General features: G+C 43.9%; 21 protein-coding genes. 10 read left to right on the plus strand and 11 right to left on the minus strand.

Annotation, left to right across the window (positions count from 1 at the left end; genetic code table 11):
- From OA34_RS00355 to OA34_RS00375, 5 genes are read left to right on the plus strand one after another with little or no spacing between them, the layout of a single operon-like run.
- Window positions 1-639, plus strand: coding sequence for a UPF0323 family lipoprotein (locus tag OA34_RS00355; protein ID WP_039671854.1), 639 nt, complete (start codon window positions 1-3; stop codon window positions 637-639).
- A 2-nt stretch (window positions 640-641) separates the two neighbouring features.
- Window positions 642-1823, plus strand: coding sequence for a glutathionylspermidine synthase family protein (locus tag OA34_RS00360; RefSeq protein WP_039671855.1), 1182 nt, complete (start codon window positions 642-644; stop codon window positions 1821-1823).
- A 3-nt stretch (window positions 1824-1826) separates the two neighbouring features.
- On the plus strand, window positions 1827-2759 hold the full coding sequence (locus OA34_RS00365; protein ID WP_039671856.1) for a D-2-hydroxyacid dehydrogenase: 933 nt from the start codon (window positions 1827-1829) through the stop codon (window positions 2757-2759).
- Between the two features lie 9 nt (window positions 2760-2768).
- On the plus strand, window positions 2769-3266 hold the full coding sequence (locus OA34_RS00370) for a YajQ family cyclic di-GMP-binding protein (protein WP_039671857.1): 498 nt from the start codon (window positions 2769-2771) through the stop codon (window positions 3264-3266).
- Window positions 3267-3581, plus strand: coding sequence for a hypothetical protein (locus tag OA34_RS00375; RefSeq protein WP_039671858.1), 315 nt, complete (start codon window positions 3267-3269; stop codon window positions 3579-3581).
- 33 nt (window positions 3582-3614) lie between these two features.
- Here the strand turns inward: OA34_RS00375 and OA34_RS00380 are convergent, their stop codons facing one another.
- Window positions 3615-4052 (minus strand): hypothetical protein, encoded by a 438-nt coding sequence (locus OA34_RS00380; RefSeq protein ID WP_039671859.1) that lies wholly within the window; start codon window positions 4050-4052, stop codon window positions 3615-3617.
- A gap of 118 nt (window positions 4053-4170) precedes the next feature.
- Between OA34_RS00380 and OA34_RS00385 the strand changes: the two genes are divergently transcribed.
- The 4 genes from OA34_RS00385 to OA34_RS00400 all read left to right on the plus strand — a co-directional run bounded on the left by OA34_RS00385 (window position 4171) and on the right by OA34_RS00400 (window position 9537).
- Complete coding sequence (locus tag OA34_RS00385; protein WP_039671860.1) at window positions 4171-4536, plus strand: diacylglycerol kinase; 366 nt, start codon at window positions 4171-4173, stop codon at window positions 4534-4536.
- Window positions 4537-4593: 57 nt separating this feature from the next.
- The gene (locus tag OA34_RS00390; protein WP_039671861.1) at window positions 4594-6759 is read left to right on the plus strand and encodes a malate synthase G; all 2166 of its coding nucleotides are present in this window, start codon (window positions 4594-4596) and stop codon (window positions 6757-6759) included.
- Between the two features lie 237 nt (window positions 6760-6996).
- A complete protein-coding gene (locus OA34_RS00395) occupies window positions 6997-8334 on the plus strand; it encodes a cytochrome ubiquinol oxidase subunit I (RefSeq protein ID WP_039671862.1) in 1338 nt (445 codons plus the stop codon).
- 9 nt (window positions 8335-8343) lie between these two features.
- Window positions 8344-9537, plus strand: a complete 1194-nt coding sequence (locus OA34_RS00400) for a hypothetical protein (protein ID WP_039671863.1) — start codon at window positions 8344-8346, stop codon at window positions 9535-9537.
- 93 nt (window positions 9538-9630) lie between these two features.
- Here the strand turns inward: OA34_RS00400 and OA34_RS00405 are convergent, their stop codons facing one another.
- From OA34_RS00405 to OA34_RS00445, 9 genes are all read right to left on the minus strand, one after another.
- Complete coding sequence (locus OA34_RS00405) at window positions 9631-9927, minus strand: c-type cytochrome (RefSeq protein WP_039671864.1); 297 nt, start codon at window positions 9925-9927, stop codon at window positions 9631-9633.
- A 72-nt stretch (window positions 9928-9999) separates the two neighbouring features.
- A complete protein-coding gene (locus OA34_RS00410; protein ID WP_286682772.1) occupies window positions 10000-10335 on the minus strand; it encodes a hypothetical protein in 336 nt (111 codons plus the stop codon).
- Complete coding sequence (locus OA34_RS00415) at window positions 10329-11516, minus strand: sensor histidine kinase (RefSeq protein WP_039671865.1); 1188 nt, start codon at window positions 11514-11516, stop codon at window positions 10329-10331. The genes OA34_RS00410 and OA34_RS00415 overlap by 7 nt, the downstream gene beginning before the upstream one ends.
- Window positions 11473-12147 (minus strand): response regulator transcription factor, encoded by a 675-nt coding sequence (locus OA34_RS00420; protein ID WP_039671866.1) that lies wholly within the window; start codon window positions 12145-12147, stop codon window positions 11473-11475. The genes OA34_RS00415 and OA34_RS00420 overlap by 44 nt, the downstream gene beginning before the upstream one ends.
- Window positions 12119-12364: a DUF1104 domain-containing protein gene (locus OA34_RS00425; protein ID WP_039672430.1), complete on the minus strand. Its 246-nt coding sequence runs from the start codon at window positions 12362-12364 to the stop codon at window positions 12119-12121. The genes OA34_RS00420 and OA34_RS00425 overlap by 29 nt, the downstream gene beginning before the upstream one ends.
- Window positions 12365-12369: 5 nt before the next feature.
- Window positions 12370-12969, minus strand: coding sequence for an ABC-type transport auxiliary lipoprotein family protein (locus OA34_RS00430; RefSeq protein WP_039671867.1), 600 nt, complete (start codon window positions 12967-12969; stop codon window positions 12370-12372).
- Between the two features lie 15 nt (window positions 12970-12984).
- A complete protein-coding gene (locus OA34_RS00435) occupies window positions 12985-13926 on the minus strand; it encodes an MlaD family protein (RefSeq protein WP_039671868.1) in 942 nt (313 codons plus the stop codon).
- Window positions 13927-13933: 7 nt separating this feature from the next.
- Window positions 13934-14656: an ABC transporter ATP-binding protein gene (locus OA34_RS00440; RefSeq protein WP_039672431.1), complete on the minus strand. Its 723-nt coding sequence runs from the start codon at window positions 14654-14656 to the stop codon at window positions 13934-13936.
- A gap of 8 nt (window positions 14657-14664) precedes the next feature.
- On the minus strand, window positions 14665-15798 hold the full coding sequence (locus tag OA34_RS00445; protein ID WP_039671869.1) for an ABC transporter permease: 1134 nt from the start codon (window positions 15796-15798) through the stop codon (window positions 14665-14667).
- A gap of 140 nt (window positions 15799-15938) precedes the next feature.
- Between OA34_RS00445 and msrA the strand changes: the two genes are divergently transcribed.
- Complete coding sequence (gene msrA, locus OA34_RS00450) at window positions 15939-16499, plus strand: peptide-methionine (S)-S-oxide reductase MsrA (protein WP_286682823.1); 561 nt, start codon at window positions 15939-15941, stop codon at window positions 16497-16499.
- Window positions 16500-16576: 77 nt separating this feature from the next.
- On the opposite strand, the gene OA34_RS00455 is transcribed toward msrA, so the two are convergent.
- A complete protein-coding gene (locus tag OA34_RS00455) occupies window positions 16577-17185 on the minus strand; it encodes a MarC family protein (RefSeq protein WP_254376901.1) in 609 nt (202 codons plus the stop codon).

Here is a 17185-nt window from a genome sequence, read left to right on the forward strand (position 1 = left end):
ATGAAATACGTAAGAAAAATATCCGATTATATGATCGCAGGGGGGCTCGGTGTCCTTGTTGTTGCAGGATTACAAGGATGCGATAGCAAAGACGACAATAAAAACGCGTTAGCCGAAGCGGCGAAAACGCAGGGCGCAACCGTGATTGTCGACGAAACGGCTCCGGGCGTGTATAAAATTGCCGAAGAGTATCCGAGTTCCGGCGGTACGCGAGTCGTCGTTCGAGGGCTGGACGGAACCGAGCGTTTGTTGTCTCAAGCGGAAATCGACGCGTTAGTTCAAGATGAAGCCAAAAAAATCGACAACAACACTTCGGCATTGACTAATCCTCAAATGAGTTCCGGCGGTATGGGTCTTGGCGGTGTATTGCTTTCCAGTATTGCCGGAGCGATGATTGGCAGTTGGATCGGTAACAAACTTTTCGGTAATGCCAATTATCAAAACCAGCGTGCCACGACGTATAAAACGCCCCAAGCGTATACGCGAAGCAGTACCAGTTTTAACAAGCCTGCCGCTACGACGACTCCGAGCAGCAGTGCGACGAAAAGCAGCGGATTTTTCGGCGGAAGTTCCGGAACGTCAGGCTCGTCGTCTAGCGGAACGTCAAGTTCAAGTACCCCTAGCAGTTATGGAAGTTAATCATGTTACATGTAGAAAAAATTAAACCTTTAAGCAAAGAGTTTTTAGAATCCATCGGTTTTTATTGGCATACGGATCAGGATCAAACGTCTTATGTTGCGGACGAATTAATCGTGATTACGCCGCAAGAGGCGGAAGCGTACTACGAAGCGGCAAACGAATTGTACGACATGTACGCGGAAGCAGGGCAGTACGTTATCGATAACAATCTTTTTCATGAACTCAATATCCCTTTTAATTTGGTGGAATTGATCAAAAATTCGTGGGAAAACGACGTGCATTGGCATCTTTACGGGCGTTTCGATTTCGCAGGAGGCGTGGACGGGAAACCGATTAAGTTGCTTGAATTTAACGCCGATACGCCGACTTCGTTGTATGAAACGGCGATTATTCAGTGGGCGATGCTCAAAGCAAACGGGATGGACGAAGCCAAGCAGTTTAACACCGTATTTGAAGCGCTTAAAGAAAATTTCAAACGCTTGGTCGTTTTAGGCGGCGATACGGAAGATTTTGCACAGTATTACGAAGGGTGGAAAATCCTTTTTTCATCGATTCGCGGAAGTATCGAAGATGAAAATACGGTTCGTTTTTTACAAATCGCCGCCAACGAGGCAGGATTTCATACCGATTTTGCGTATGTCGACGAAGTCGGTTTCAACGGTAAAGAGGGTATTTTTAAAGGCGACGAAAATTTCGAGTATTGGTTTAAACTCGTTCCGTGGGAAAATATCGCGATCGAAGAAGGCGACTTGGCGTTATTGTTAGACGAGATCGTCCGCGAACAACAAGCGATTATTCTCAATCCTGCCTATACCCTGCTGTTTCAAAGTAAAGCATTTATGAAAATTCTTTGGGATCTTTTCCCGAACCATCCTTTATTATTAGAAACGTCGTTTGAACCGCTTAAAGGTAAAAAACAGGTCGAAAAACGTGCTTTTGGACGTGAGGGTGCTAATACCGTCATTTTTGACGAAGCGATGAACGTCATCGAAAAAACGGAAGGCGAGTATAAAGGGTTTAAACCGATTTATCAAGAATACGTCGAACTTCCCAAAGACAACGAAAACCGTTCTTATCAAGCGGGTGTTTTCTTCGCATATGAGGGATGTGGTCTTGGTTTTAGACGCGGTGGACTCATTATGGAAAATTTCTCGAAATTCGTAGGACATCGTATTAAGGATTAAGGTATGACAATAGTTTTTTTAGATGCCGGAACATTGGGAAACGATATCGATTTAAGCGCATTTCATGCATTGGGCGAGTTCAAAACATTTGATACGACGCGTACGGACGAGCGAATAGCCCATATTGCGGATGCGCAGATCGTTTTGAGTAATAAAGTCGTGATTGATCAAGAAGTGATGGATGCATGTCCCAATATTAAACTGATTTGCGTGACCGCAACGGGAACGAACAACGTGGATTTGGAATATGCTAAGGTCAAAGGCATTGAGGTCAAAAACGTAGCAGGATATTCGACCGCTTCGGTTGCGCAAACGACTGTTATGTTAGTGTTGGATCTCATCGGCAAAAGCGCATATTATAACGATTTCGTCAAAAATGGCGGTTGGGTGAAAGCCGCAAGTTTTACGCATATCGAAAAACCGTTTTGGGAAATCAAGGGAAAACGTTGGGGCATTATCGGTCTTGGAACTATCGGCAAAGAGGTTGCCAAAATTGCGACGGCGTTTGGCGCTGAGGTGGCGTATTATTCGACAAGCGGTGCAAACAACGATGCCGTGTACGAGCGTTTGTCGCTGGAAACAATGCTTAAAACGTGCGATATTATCACGATTCATGCGCCCTTGAACCCTCAAACGAAAAATATAATCGATGCAAACGCGTTAGCGATACTCAAAGAGGGTAGCGTACTTGTGAACGTCGGTCGCGGCGGTATCGTCGATGAAGCGGCGTTAGCAAAAATTATCGATGAAAAAGAGCTGTACGTTGGGCTTGACGTCTTAGAAATCGAACCGATGCAAGCGCATCATCCACTCTTACATGTCAAACATCAAGAACGCCTCATCATCACACCGCATATTGCGTGGGCAAGCATGGAAGCACGCAAAAAGCTTATGGACTTGGTTGTTCAAAACATTCAAACATTTTTAAACCGATAAGGAGAACGTATGGCAAAAGAACACAGTTTTGATATTACGGCCGAGATCGATAAACAAAAACTCAAAGACGCTTACGAGCAAGCAAAAAAAGTGATCACCAATCGTTGGGATTTTAAAGGGATTACATGTGAGTTTGATTATAACGAAAAGAACAAAGCGTTTACGCTGATTACGACCAGCGATAACAAAGCCGACGCTATGGTCGATGCCTTGGTTTCTGAAGCGATCAAACGCGATATTTCCGCTAAAGCGTTAAAAGAGAGTAAACGCGAACCTTCAAGCGGCGGCAATACGAAAGTAACGGTTGCGATTGTCGATGCGATTTCAAGCGACGATGCCAAAAAAATCGTTAAAGAGATCAAAGAGCTTAAACTCAAAGTTCAAGCTTCGATTCGCGGCGACGTCGTAAGGGTCGAAGGTAAGTCAATCGATGATTTGCAAGAAGCGATTAAGGCGATTCGTGCATGCGATTTTGATTTTCCGGTTAATTTTACCAACTTAAAATAGATGAGCGACGATTCTTTACCGCCTCTGATCGAGTTGGTTCCTCGTGTTCGAGGTTTTAAGTGTCGTTTGATTATGATTGTAGTGTATACGGCAATCAGTTTTATGCCGCTTCTTTTAGGCGGTTGGTTGGGATATACGTACAACGTATGGATCGGCATTGCTTTTTTTCTGTTTTTAACGCTGGTTAGCGGCATCGTGAGTTCCAAGATGCGTATTGCTTCCATTCCTCTGGTGCAGCGGGAGATGAATTATTCGACTTTGGCTATCGTCAAATGGTATGTGGCAAAAAATATTTGTTTTGAGGAACGGTCGTAAACGCATTGATGCGGTTACGACCAAGTTAGGATGTTAGAAACTGGCGGTATGAAACTCCGGATTTGTCAAACCGGCCGCTACCATCGGCGGTTTCGCGACGCTGATGCCTTCGATGAGAGATGAAGCCTCTTTACCGGCATTCGGTAAGAAAAGAGGGCAAACGGAAACGCTAGCACCGGCTTTCATCAAGCCTTGAAGCGCAGTTTTCGGATTGGCTTCGCTTCCGTCGGGTTTTTTAACATTCGGCGAGGTAAACTCTTTAAGAGCCAAGTTGGCGGCAGGTCCGCAAAGCGTGATCGTAACCGCTTTTTTCTGGTCGTTTAGGACGCTGGCGGAAAGCACCATTCCCATCATTTGGGTTTGGGCATCGGCAGAGGTCATTAAAATGTTTAAGCCTTTGATTTCCGAGGCTAAAAGATACGAGGGAAGCGCGGCGACCAGCGCGGCTAAAAATAAACGAGATGCTTTCATTGAAGGCTCCTTTATGGTTGAAGATGGCGTTATTATACGATACGTTTTCGTACCGTAATATTAAAAAAAATAATTGAAATTATTGCTTTTATTTTGGATATCGATGCAAAGGATACACGTGAGAAATCAACCCAAATACCACTTTATTAAAAATACCTCGTATGCGCTTAAAGGGCTTAAAGATCTTTTGTTAACGGAAACTTCGTTTCGAATCGAATTGGTTGCCGTGTGCGTCTTGATTCCGCTTTTATGGTTTTTTTCGTTGGAGTTGTGGTATAAACTTCTCATGTTCTCTTCGCTGACGGGCATATTGATCGCCGAAGCGATTAACAGTGCGATTGAGCGCGTAACCGATCTGGTTACGCTCGAGCATCATGAAATGGCCGGACGCGCTAAAGATATGGGCAGTACCGTCGTTTTTTTGAGCATCTGCGTATGCATAGTGATTTGGTGCTTCGGTTTATGGCAATGGTCGCAATACTGAACGATCGATTAGGGATACTAACGCTGTAATCATCTTAATGGATTCAAAGGAATAAAAATGAAAAGCATCGCGTACGGAACATTGCAGATCGATAAGGCATTGTACGATTTCATCGGTAACGAAGTTCTCCCCGGCACCGACATAAGCGTTGAAGCTTTTTGGAACGGTTTTGAAACGGCAGTGTTGGATTTTGGACCTCGTAATATCCAACTACTACGAAAACGAGATGTATTTCAGTCCCAACTTGACATGTGGTATAAAAACCATCAAAAAACGTTCGATCATGAAGAACATATCGCTTTTTTTAAAGAGATCGGCTATTACTTGGATGAAAAAGAGCCGTTTGAAATTACCGCCGGCATGATGGATCCGGAAATTTCCGATAGTGCAGCACCGCAGTTAGTCGTTCCGGCAGACAATGCGCGTTATGCGCTTAATGCCGCCAATGCGCGATGGGGAAGTTTACTCGATGCGTTGTACGGTACGGATGTCATTGAAGATGCCGAACCGTACGAAAAACGCTTCGCCTACAATCCCAAGCGCGGTGAAAAAGTTTTTGAATTCGTTTATGCTTTTTTAGACCGGATCTTTCCTTTAAATTCAGGCAGTTATGCCGACGTCGAAGCCTTTCGTTTGGATGGGAATACACTAACGGCACGGTGTTTAGGCGGAAACGACGTTTCGCTTCGTGAACCTGAGAAATGGGTCGGATATACGGGAGAGCGTTGTGACCCGAGCAGCCTTTTATTGCAAAATAACGGCTTACATGTCGAAATTCGTTTGGATCGTAACGGCACGATAGGGCAGACGAATCTTGCGGGTATTCAAGATATAATACTCGAATCGGCGTTGAGCGTCATTCAAGATTGCGAGGATTCCGTTGCCGCAGTCGATACGGAAGATAAAATCCGCATTTACCGCCATTGGCTCGGAATGATGAAGGGTGATTTAAGCGTCAGTTTTGAACATAAAGCTCAAACGATCGTACGCGTTCTCAATCCCGATAAGACGTTTCTTTCCAAAGACGGTACGCCGATAGTTCTCAAAGGACGCGCTCTTTTATTGGTGCGAAACGTCGGGCTTCATATGATGAGTTCTTGCGTTACATGTAACGAAAAACCGATAGCCGAAGGATTATTAGATGCGTTTGTAACGGCATCGTGCGCGCTTCACGACCTTAAAAAAGAGAGCGGATTGCGTAATAGCGTTGCCGCTAATATCTATATCGTCAAACCCAAATGTCATGGACCCGAAGAAATTTCCTACGTCAATGAAGTTTTCGCACGCGTCGAAGAGGTATTAGGACTACCTGCATATACGATTAAGATGGGTATTATGGACGAAGAAAGACGCACGAGCATCAATCTTTTAGAATGCATCCGGCGAGCGAAAGAGCGTGTCTTTTTTGTCAATACGGGCTTTTTAGATCGAACGGGCGATGAAATTCACAGTTGTATGGAGTACGGTCCGGTTTTACCCAAAGAGGAGATGAAACAAAGCGTTTGGCTCAAAGCGTATGAAAACCGTAACGTCGATATCGCACTTGAATCCGGATTTGCTTTGCATGCACAAATCGGCAAAGGCATGTGGACGATGCCCGACGCGATGCAAAAAATGCTAACGCAAAAAATCGCTCATCTGCGCTCAGGTGCTACGACGGCGTGGGTTCCTTCCCCGACGGCAGCGACATTACACGCATTGCATTATCACGACGTGAATGTTTTTAAAAAGCTTGAAGAAATTCGAACGCGCAAAATTGCATGCGTCGAAGATATTTTAACGCCGCCGTTGTTGGATCGTACGCTTTCACGCGAAGAGGTGATGCAGGAGGTCGAAAATAACGTCCAAAGTATTTTAGGCTACGTTGTGCGTTGGGTCGAGCAAGGTATCGGTTGTTCCAAAGTCCCCGATATTCATAATATCGAGTTGATGGAAGATCGAGCGACGCTTCGCATCTCGAGTCAACATCTTGCCAATTGGTTACACCACGGTATCATCGACGAGAAAGAGGTTAAAGAGATCTTGGAAAAAATGGCACGCGTCGTCGATGTGCAAAATGCGCACGATCCGAAATACCGTCCGATGGCACCGCATTTTGGTAAGAGCATCGCTTTTCAAGCCGCATGCGAACTTATTTTTAAAGGTCGAAGTCAGCCGAACGGCTATACGGAATTTATCTTACATGTTAAGCGCAAAGAGGTCAAACAAGCGTTGTCCGAATAATCCGTAAAATACTCTTTCTTCATGATGCGCTAAGGTTGCACTTTGGCGCAAATGTTTTTCTTTTTTCCTTCTTCTTTCTCGAGAGTTCTTCACATGTAAGCTTCCAAAAATGATTCTTTAAGAAAATATTCTGTTTCATTATTGATATAAAAAATTAAAAAAAATTAAAATTAACACTTATTTAACACGGTGCTTCTATAATCCTAGTTGTTAAAAATTTTACACAAAGGAGACTTCATGGATATAATAGGGCAATTCCCGTTGTTTTATTTTCCTGAATATGGAAGTGCTTGGATGATGGGTATAACGGGTACGATACACATCTTATTCTCGCATACGTCGGTCGGTGCGGCGATGCTTTTTGCCTTTTTAGCGCACAAAGCGTACAAAGAGAATCGAAGCGATTATTATCCGTATATGAAAAAATACGGTATGTTTTTGCTGATTTTCTCGTATGTTTTAGGTTCCATCACGGGACCTGGTATTTGGAATACCGCAACGGCGGCAAGCCCGAGAGGTATTAGTGCGCTTATTCATAACTTCGTATGGGTATGGGCAACGGAATGGGTCTTTTTTATCTATGAAGTCATCGGTGTTTTCGTGCTGGTCTACTTTATCGATAGAATCGATCGAAAAACACACCTCAAACTTACCTATACGTTTGCGCTAGCTTCGGTTGGAACTTTGGCGCTTATCATCGGTATTATCAGTTTTATGATGTGGCCCGGAACGCAAGCCTTCTATGCAACGGGAAGCGCAAGCGATGCCTTCTTCGGTATCAATACGTTCCCGCATATGTTCTTACGTATAGGCTTCATGATTATGATGTCGGGCGTTATCGGTTTGGTTATTTCCAGTTCGATGCGCAAAGAAAATGAAGAACTCTCCAACGAGCTCAGCCGAAAGATGGGTTATATCAGCATTATCGGCGGCTTCATAACCATGTTTTTCTTTGTTTGGTATATGGGTACGCTTCCCGAAAACGCTCATGCGGTTTTTGCTTTCTCAAAAGACGCCATTATTCAAAATAGAATTATCTTGACGATGGTATTTATTGCTTACTTTGCCATTGCGATTATTAAGCCAAAATTGATCAATCCCGTTATTGCAAGCGTGATGATCGGTGTTATTTTGATTTCCGGTTTATGGTCTGGAGAGAAGCTAAGAGAGTCCATGCGTAAGCCTTACGTTGCTGGACAATACATCTATTCCAATCAAATTATCAGTCGAGACGTTCCCGGTAAAAACATCAAAAGCGAGCTTCCGATTATTGCCGAGAAAGGACTTTTACATCTCAATCCTTTCGTCCCCGCTCGTCTTAAAACGATTACCGATGAAAACAAGCGAGAAGCCGGTGAACTTTTAGCCAAAATGGCATGTTCTAATTGCCACTCTTTGGAAAAAACAGGCGTATTTAGACCATTGAAAGATCGATTGACCGGTATGGACAAAGAGGGTATCAAATCCATCTTGTATGCGATGGGTGAGGGTGCATTCTCATATATGCCGACACTCAAATTACCAGAAACAGAATACGATGCGATCGCGGAATATTTTGCATCGTTACACTACTAAGGAGAAATAATGGACGCATCAGTATTATTAGCGCTTAGGGATCCCGCGGGAGTTCCATTTTATCCCATAGTTTTTCAAATACTTTATATTTTAACGTGGGCGTTGCATGCGGCATTCGTACTGCTTTCATTGGGTGCTATGGGTCTGTCGCTTTACGGTTCGGCAAAAGGAAATCAGGACAAACATTGGAGTATCCTTACGCCGCATTTGATTCAAACGGGTAAGATCAGTGTCTCTATCTTGATCGTTTTAGGTGTAGCACCGCTTCTTTTTACGCAAGTCATCTATGATCCGAACTGGTATGTCACCAATACGTTATCGGGTATGTGGATTTTTATCTTCGTGTATACGATGATCGTCGGTTATTGTATGTACTATTGGTACTATTATGCGCACAAAGCGCAACGAACGGGACATTCGTTGATCGGTTTCGTATCGTTCGGTATCTTGGTATTTGCCGGAATTTTAATGCATAGTTTTGCGGTTACGTCGATTATGCCGCACGATTGGATGAACATGTACGCACCTAACGGTATCGTCAATACGAGCGGGTGGACGTTTAATATGGATATAATCCGATTGGCGTTTATGGTAAGCTTATCGATTCCCGTCGTAGGTATTTTCTTGCAAAACTACAGCCGCTTTTTATCGACGCGAAAAGATTTTGACGCTTCGTTTATCAGCTACAGCGCAAAATTAGGAACCAATTTTGCGGTTGTAGGTCTTTTGATCAGCGCGGTCTTGTTCGTTTTGTGGATGTTGCAAATCAAATACCTTTTTCATCCCGTATCGATCGCGACGATTATCGGCGTATTGGTTTTGCTTGTTATGGCAAAAACGAATCGCAATAGCTACTATACGACCTTGGTTTTAGTCGTGGTTGCACTGTTGATCTCTACCATGAGAGAGTTGATTCGTTTTGATATTATGTCGGCTTTAGGATACAGCATTTACGACTATCCGATGAACTTGGAAATTCCTTCCATCGTGATGTTCTTATCGACATTCTTGATTATGGGATTTGTCGGTGTGGCATATCTTTTAACGATGGCATGGAAAGTCGGTAAAAATGAGGGTGTTTTTGACGGCTCTAAAGATGTCGTAGTCACGAAATTGGGTCAAGCAACGCTTTATATTATGATTGCGTGGATGGCTATCTATTTTGCGTGGGGAATTACAACTTTGTTTAAAAATATTCTCTAAAACATACGATACGCCGATTCAAAATAAATCGGCGTATCGGCTTTCGTTGAAGAAACGTGCCTCTTTGGAAGACAAAGAAGGCACAATGTAATGTTATTTAAGACCTTCGATGTATTTGGATAGTGCAGTGATCGCATCGGCATCAAGATTTTTAACTTGTCCTACCATCGTTGCTTTCAAAGGACCACCGTAAGTACCCGCTTTATAACCGTTGAGCGCAGCGGCGATTTTATCGGCACTCCATCCGGCAATAATCTGAGATTTGTTCAAAGCGGCTTTTTCCGCTTTTGCACCGTGACATGTAGCACAGGTTTTATAAAGTGTTGCCCCATCGGCGGCAAAAATTGAGGTAGCGCATAAAATGCTAGCCAAGACTAAGACCTTTTTCATAGTGACTCCTTATTAAATAATTAACGTTATTATATACAAAAAAAGTGAATTTATAGTGAAACAAAAGTGTTACTATTTCAATTTATTGAAAACTTTATACGTTTCCCAATAGGTATCTAAAGCTTCACTTAAGGCTGCATCGCTGAGCGTCGTTTTTTTCTTGACGCCGAAACGGTTAATCAATCCGTCGGTGAGGATCGAAGTCTCTTTTGTGGGATTCTTGAGATAGTGCGTCATAGCGCGTTTGACTTCGGTTTCACTGCTGTATTTTAATAAATAGCGATAAAAAAATTTGTCGATTTTGACCGGCATCTCTTTATGACAAGGCACGCAATGACGCTCATAGACGCTTTCGCTGCCAAAAGCTAATGCGATGCAGATGCAAAAGAGACCGACTCCTTTTACCATGAAATACTCACTTTCGTACCTTCGTTGCGTTTGGATTCGATATCGACGTTGAGTCCGTACTCCTTAGCGATCGCGGCTACGATACTCAGTCCGATGCCAAATCCGCCCACGCTTCGATCGAATCGAACGTAACGTTCAAACGCATGTTTAGTTTTTGATGCGTCCATACCGCGTCCGCTATCGCTAATTCGGATCAGTTTATCGTGGAGCTCGACGTCAATCGTTCCGCCGATGTTATTGTATTTAACGGCATTGGAGAGAATATTGTCGAGCAATTTCGTGATTTTTTTACGATCGATCGACATAACGACGTTTGCTTCTAGGCACGTGCCGACACGAATTTTTTTTGATTCGCAGAGCAAAGAGAAGTATTCCAGTCGTTCTTCAAGCAATAGTTTAAGATCAACGGTTTCGTCATGAGACGATAAGCGGTGCGAAAGGATTAAGTAGGTTAAATCGTCGTATAAATTTGAGATGGTTTTGGATGCGATCGTAATACGGTTAATTTTTTTCAGAAGTGACGGATCGAGTTGTTTCGGATCGATCATCTCGATATTCGAGAGAATCGTATTGACCGGCGTGTTGAGTTCGTGCGTCGTATCTTTGATGAAACGATCCAGTAACGAGATAGCATCTCGCATTGGGCGCAATAAGAGTTTCAATAAAAAATAACCGATCAATACCGTAAGGGCAAAAATAATACCGCCGTAGAGAAAAAGCGTGCGGTAAATCTTCTTATCCCAATGTGCAGGCTCGGGTACTTCCAGTGCGATGTAACGTGCGCCGAGGTAGTAAGACTCTAGCTCTTTGATAAAGTAGATTTTATGCTCTTTGATATAAATATCGTCGTAAAGATTGACGTTTTGCGAACGTAAAGTCGAAAAGATTTCATGCAAACCGCTGTCGTAGATGGCCGAGTTAAACCGTTCGTCGCGTGGATAAAGACGCTCTTTGTCAAAGTTAACATGTAAGGTTTTTAAACGGTTAATCTGTTCGTTGGTCAGATTGGAAAGGGCTTCTTTTTGGTGTTGTAAAAAGAGCTCTCGTTGGAGGTCGTAGTACAAAAATGCAACAAAAAAAAGGCTAATAAGCACCAAAAAAGCATAGAGAAAAAGAAACGACCAAAGCGTCTTTTTCTCACGCGAGCGTAAATTTGTATCCCAGTTTTTTAAGACTAACAATGCGCTCTTTCCCTATAATTTTGCGTAAGTTTTTAATGTAGGTGCGAAGGGTTTCGTCACTGCCGGTTTCCTCAAAATCCCATAAATGTTCCATCAATGTTTCATGGCTGATAATTTCGTTCTTTTTTTGCAAAAAAAGCTTTAGAAGTTTGGCTTCTTTGTTTTGCAACTGTACGATTTTTTGATCGATATAAAGCTGATGCGTCGCGGTATCGTACTCGACATGTTCATCGATGCGTAAGCGTGCTTGAGGCGTATGAAAAAATTCACGTTTTAACAAGGTTTCGATGCGAAACAAGAGTTCTTTAAGCGCAAAAGGTTTGCGCAGATAATCGTCGCAACCGCTTTCATAACCCTCTTCGACGTCTTCGATCGCATTTAACGAGGTGAGAAAAATAGCCGGTGTCGTTTTACCTTCCAAGCGGAGCCTAGAGAGGAGCTGAAAACCGTTTAGCAAAGGAACGTTCACGTCGAGCAATAAAAGATCGAAACGCGTTTCGTAAATTGCAACTTCCGCCTCTTTGCCGTCGTAAACCGGTATGACGTCGTAGTCTTTTGAGACTAAAAATTCGCATACGGTCTCGCTAAGACTGGTATCGTCTTCAAGGAGTAGGAGTTTGGCTTTGGGCATCTTTGCGCCTTTGGGATTGGTCGTTTTCGTAAAGTGTTTTTTGCGCTTCGTCCATTTGCGAAACGCGTTTTTCAAGTTCACGGTAGAAAGGTTCTTCTTTTTCCGCATCGACGTAACCGATCAGCGCAATGAGCTCTTCGGTGCTCATCTCGCTAAAATCGGCTTTTGCGATGAGTAAAGACACGCTCAACGCGAGAAGAGAGAAAAATCGTTTCATCGTGTTTACCGTACCGTATTGATCCATGCGGCGAGGTGCTCGATAAGCTCTTTGGTAGCAAGATTAAAGGCTTCGACCGTACCTTCGGCTCCGTTTTGTTTCGTCACGGTTTTTTTCGAAGCGATACGTGTCGTACCGAGTACGTTACCGCTTTTAATATCGATTAAGCGGAAGCGGATATTGACGTAAACATAAGAATTATCGTTAGCATCGAAAACCTCTTCGAAATTTTGTAAAACGGATTCAAGTACCAAGTTATTCGATGCCATTGAGGTACCGGAGATAACCGATTCAAAATGATTTTGATCTTGAAGGGCTTCGGCGATGAGGTATTGGAGTTTGAGCGGAGGCGTTTCGCTCCACGTACCGTATTTATAAGGGAGCATCGCCCCTTCTTGTTTGTAAAGAATCGCACGGCTGTTCAGTCCGCTTGGAGCATCGATGCGCGCGATCTTTAAAACGTCGTGCGTAGGGGTACTGGCGCGCGTAAGATTGAGCATAGGTTCTAAAGAATAGGTGTAAGGCTTTAGATTCGTCTCTTTGAGGCTACAACCGCTGAGGCCTAAGAGCATGAAGACTAAGCTCAAAAATCCGACTATTTTCATATTAACTCCTTTGGTTTAGCGTTCGTGAGGTGCCGGAGCAACGGTCTCGGCTTTAAATAAAAGATCGCTCGGACTGTCTTTTAAGTTTGCGATCAGCTCTTTTGTTTCGGCAAGTACGACTTCTAAATCGTATAACGTACTTTGCAAAGGCATGAGCGTCTCTTTAACGTCGAACGCTCCCGAATCGATTTTTTGATGCAATCCGCCCATCACGTTTTTGACGCTTATAGAGGCGTCTTTAATGCCTTTCATCGTTTCTATGCCCGTCGTATCGACCGCACGGGTTAACGAATAGGACATCTCTTTAATCCCCTGAACCGCTGCGACGGATTCTGCTAAAAGACGATTGATCTCTTTGTTATGCGCTTCGAGATTGGCTAAGGTTTTACTGGTAGATTCGGTAATTTTAGCACTGTTTTCAATAATGGCTTCAATATTTTTAATATTTTTATCGCTCATAACTTGTTCGATACGGCTAAAAATAACCTCGGCTTTTTCACTTAAAGACGTCACGGTTTTATCGAGCCTTGAAAAAGTGGAAGGATACGACGGAATGAGCGCGTACTCTTCCGGATTGGAGTTTGTTTTAAGTTCTTTGGCGTCGTTCGTACCGCCTTGGAGTTGAATGTAGCTTAAGCCCGTAATACCTTGCGCTTCGATCAATGCGTAGGTGTTTTCTTTGACGGGAACGTCTTCTTGAATACGAATCGTGACCAAGACTTCTTCGGCATTTTTATGGTTAATAGCGATGCCGCGAACCTCTCCGACTTGAACACCTTTAAATTTGACGGGGGCTTTGTCGTTGAGTCCCGATACCGATTCTTTCGTTGCGATCTTGTAAAATTTAAAGTTACCCTTTTCCGAATAGTTTCCCAGCCACAAAATAGAAACGACGCCGCCGATCAGCAAGACAAACAGAAAGAGACCTACCAAGATATAACTTAAGCGATTTTCCATCTTCCCCTCAATTTAAAAAATTTTTGAGCTCTTCGTCGGTCGTTTGACGCAATGTTTCCATTGAACCCTCGAACCGTACTTTTTGATTGCCCAAAATAATAAAACGATCCAATACGTTTTTAATCGTATCTTTATCGTGTGTGACCATGACGACGCTGATACCGAGCGTTCTTCGCAAGGTTGCGATGAGTTCGTCAAACGCGCGTGCGCTTTTAGGGTCTAGCCCCGACGTCGGCTCGTCCAAAAAAAGAAGTTTAGGGTCTAAGGCTAACGCCCGCGCCAAACCCGCTCTTTTTTTCATACCTCCGCTCAGTTCGGAGGGAAACATCGTAGCGACTTTTGTCGGAAGTCCCACCATAGAAAGTTTCATGCGTGCGGATTCTTGAATAATCCAATCCGGAAGATTCGTATATTCGCGCATCGCTATCATAACATTTTCTAACACGGTTAGTGACGTAAAGAGTGCGCCGAATTGAAACAAAATGCCCCATTGACGCATGAGCTTTTGTGCTTGTACATGTGAGGCTTTGGAGACGTCGACGCCTAGCACTTTCATCTGCCCGCCTTGGATCTTTTGAAGCATAATCATCTCTCGAAGCAACGTCGTTTTACCGCTACCGCTACCGCCTAAAAGTCCGAAAATTTCGCCTTGTTGGATTTTGAAACTCACGCCGTTATGGATCGTATGTTCCCCAAAGCGGGTAATAATATCTTTGGCTTCGACGACGATGCGCTCTTTCACAATCCCATCTCCGTCAGTAAAACCGAAATTAACGCATCGACGGCGATAACCCAAAAAATAGCGTTAACGACGCTAATCGTCGTGTATTTGCCGACGCTTTCGGTGCTACTATCGATTTGAAATCCGCGAAAACATCCGATCGTCGCGATAATCGCTCCAAAAATAGGTGCTTTGATGAATCCGATCACGAGATGTTTGAGCGCGACGGTTTGTTTGATTCGATCGATAAATTCGACAAAGCTCACGTCAAGCTTGGTGGAAGCGATGACCATACCGCCGAAAACCGAGACGATGTCGGCAAAAAAAACAAGCAGAGGAAGCGAAACAACCAGTGCGAACAATCGGGGCAATACCAAAAAATCCCACGGCGAAAAACCCATTGAACGCATGGCATCGACTTCATCGGTAATTTTCATAACGCCGATTTGCGCGCTGTAAGATGATGCGCTTCGCCCCGCTACGACGATGGCGGTAAGTAAAGGGGCTAATTCGCGCACGGAAGAGATCGTTACCATCTCGACGATAAAAATATTGGCTCCGAATTTTTCAAGCTGCGTCGCTCCTTGGTAGGCGATGACGATACCGATCAGAAACGAGGTGAGTAAAATGATCGGAATAGCTCCGGCTCCGCTTTGTTCGATGTGATAGAGCGTGGCTTTCCATCGAATAGAAAGCGGTTTGAGAACGGCGGCGACGCATGCATGCATAAGCTCTCCCGTGAACGAAAAAAACGAGGCGAGCGTGCGGTATCCTTCGACGCTTTGTCGTCCTACGTTTTCAAGAGAATCAAGGATGAAAATGCCTTTTTTGTCTTCAATCTCTTCGAGGGGATAATGGGTGTCGCAAATGTGTAGGAGTTGTTGCATGGAAGGGCTTTCGCCTTGAAAAACGACGCTTTTACCGTGTTTCTCCAATGTTTTAGCGAAGTGCAAAATCAGCATAATACCGTGTGTATCAAAATCGGTAACGGCAGAAAAGTCAAACGTGTACGAATGCGTTGTTTGAGACGGTGCGATCGGTATGTCGGTTTTGCATAAAGCGGCTATACGCTCTTTAACCCAAGAGCCTTGTAAGAGCACAAGAGCGGTTTGTTCTTGGATATCAAGGCGCAAAGAGGGTTTTTGTTTCATACGACCTCTTTTTTTGAAGTATTATAACATAAATCGATTATGTCGGTCGTAAGAGGAAAAGTTTCAGCGCACCGTGTTATAATCGTACCAAAAAGGAGCGCATTATGAAATGGTTCCGAGTCGTAGCCTTTGTTTTAGGCATGTGTCACATACTTTATGCACAGGAGAATAGCGTGGTTTATGAAAAAGCAACATTCGGCGGCGGCTGTTTTTGGTGCTTGGAAGCGGTGTTTGAAGAGACGCGTGGCGTGGTCGATGTGATCAGTGGGTATGCCGGCGGACAAACGTTAAGCCCAACGTACGAACAGGTGTGTAGCGGCAATACCGGGCATGCCGAGGTGGTACAAATCACGTTTGATCCTAAGCTCATTTCGTATGAGGCACTTTTGAAAATCTTTTGGCTGATCCACGATCCCACCACACTGAATCGTCAAGGTAACGATGTCGGAACCCAGTACCGTTCGGTCATTTTTTACCATAATGAAACGCAAAAAACGCAAGCCGAGGCGTCTATGAAGGCGTTTGCTAGTAAATTTACCAAGCCGATCGTAACGGAGATCAAACCCTTAGAAGTCTTTTACAAAGCTGAAGCGTACCATCAAAATTATTTTAAAAACAACCCCAATCAAGGTTATTGCATGTTTGTTGTCTCCCCAAAAGTTGAGCATTTCAAACATGAATATAAGGATTTGGTGAAATAGCCAAATCCTGTACCCGTTTTGTCAAGATGGATTTACATGTAACCTTTTGTGCACTGGCAAAAGCGTTACATGTAAACCTAAAACGTGTGGATAATGCCTCTCATACCATCGATGAACATCTGTACGGACATCATCAAAAGCAGCATGCCCATCAAGCGTTCAAGGGCTGAGAGTCCTTTATCTCTTAGGAGTTTATAGAGTAAAGGTGAGAGGTACATGATGAGTGCGGAGATCAGCCATGCTAAAATCAGTGCGGCAAAGACGCTTCCAAGTTCATTGGTGTGGGATTTACCCAGCACTAAAAGTGTGGCAAGCGTGGAAGGTCCTGCGATAAGCGGCATGGCGATGGGCACCATAAAAGGCTCTTTGGAAGAGCCGTACAGCCCGCTACTGCCCTCATCACCCGGGAAGATCATCTTTAATCCGATGACGAAAAAGATAATGGCACCTGCGATGCGCACCGCTTCGGTTTCAAGGTGGAAAATATTTAAAAAGAGTTCGCCGGCAAATAAAAAGAGCGTTAAAATTGCCAAACCGAATAGCATCTCACGCATAATGATGGCTTTACGCCTTGCAAGAGGAACGTCTTTTAAAATGGATAAAATGACGGGAACCGCACCGAAAGGGTCGATAACGAAGATCAGGACGATAGCCGTCGAAACAATTGAAAATTCAGCACTCAGCAC

Source organism: Sulfurospirillum sp. MES, from assembly GCF_000789415.1.
Classification (GTDB): Bacteria; Campylobacterota; Campylobacteria; order Campylobacterales; family Sulfurospirillaceae; genus Sulfurospirillum; species Sulfurospirillum cavolei.

Excerpts from the sequence above, each read along its gene's own strand:
- OA34_RS00430 (WP_039671867.1), bottom strand. The coding sequence starts at position 12,969 with ATGAAAATAGTCGGATTTTTGAGCTTAGTCTTCATGCTCTTAGGCCTC.
- OA34_RS00395 (WP_039671862.1), top strand. The coding sequence starts at position 6,997 with ATGGATATAATAGGGCAATTCCCGTTGTTTTATTTTCCTGAATATGGA.
- OA34_RS00365 (WP_039671856.1), top strand. The coding sequence starts at position 1,827 with ATGACAATAGTTTTTTTAGATGCCGGAACATTGGGAAACGATATCGAT.
- OA34_RS00425 (WP_039672430.1), bottom strand. The coding sequence starts at position 12,364 with ATGAAACGATTTTTCTCTCTTCTCGCGTTGAGCGTGTCTTTACTCATC.
- OA34_RS00360 (WP_039671855.1), top strand. The coding sequence starts at position 642 with ATGTTACATGTAGAAAAAATTAAACCTTTAAGCAAAGAGTTTTTAGAA.
- OA34_RS00400 (WP_039671863.1), top strand. The coding sequence starts at position 8,344 with ATGGACGCATCAGTATTATTAGCGCTTAGGGATCCCGCGGGAGTTCCA.
- msrA (WP_286682823.1), top strand. The coding sequence starts at position 15,939 with ATGTGTCACATACTTTATGCACAGGAGAATAGCGTGGTTTATGAAAAA.
- OA34_RS00435 (WP_039671868.1), bottom strand. The coding sequence starts at position 13,926 with ATGGAAAATCGCTTAAGTTATATCTTGGTAGGTCTCTTTCTGTTTGTC.
- OA34_RS00380 (WP_039671859.1), bottom strand. The coding sequence starts at position 4,052 with ATGAAAGCATCTCGTTTATTTTTAGCCGCGCTGGTCGCCGCGCTTCCC.
- OA34_RS00410 (WP_286682772.1), bottom strand. The coding sequence starts at position 10,335 with ATGGTAAAAGGAGTCGGTCTCTTTTGCATCTGCATCGCATTAGCTTTT.
- OA34_RS00370 (WP_039671857.1), top strand. The coding sequence starts at position 2,769 with ATGGCAAAAGAACACAGTTTTGATATTACGGCCGAGATCGATAAACAA.
- OA34_RS00420 (WP_039671866.1), bottom strand. The coding sequence starts at position 12,147 with ATGCCCAAAGCCAAACTCCTACTCCTTGAAGACGATACCAGTCTTAGC.
- OA34_RS00445 (WP_039671869.1), bottom strand. The coding sequence starts at position 15,798 with ATGAAACAAAAACCCTCTTTGCGCCTTGATATCCAAGAACAAACCGCT.
- OA34_RS00390 (WP_039671861.1), top strand. The coding sequence starts at position 4,594 with ATGAAAAGCATCGCGTACGGAACATTGCAGATCGATAAGGCATTGTAC.
- OA34_RS00405 (WP_039671864.1), bottom strand. The coding sequence starts at position 9,927 with ATGAAAAAGGTCTTAGTCTTGGCTAGCATTTTATGCGCTACCTCAATT.
- OA34_RS00355 (WP_039671854.1), top strand. The coding sequence starts at position 1 with ATGAAATACGTAAGAAAAATATCCGATTATATGATCGCAGGGGGGCTC.
- OA34_RS00375 (WP_039671858.1), top strand. The coding sequence starts at position 3,267 with ATGAGCGACGATTCTTTACCGCCTCTGATCGAGTTGGTTCCTCGTGTT.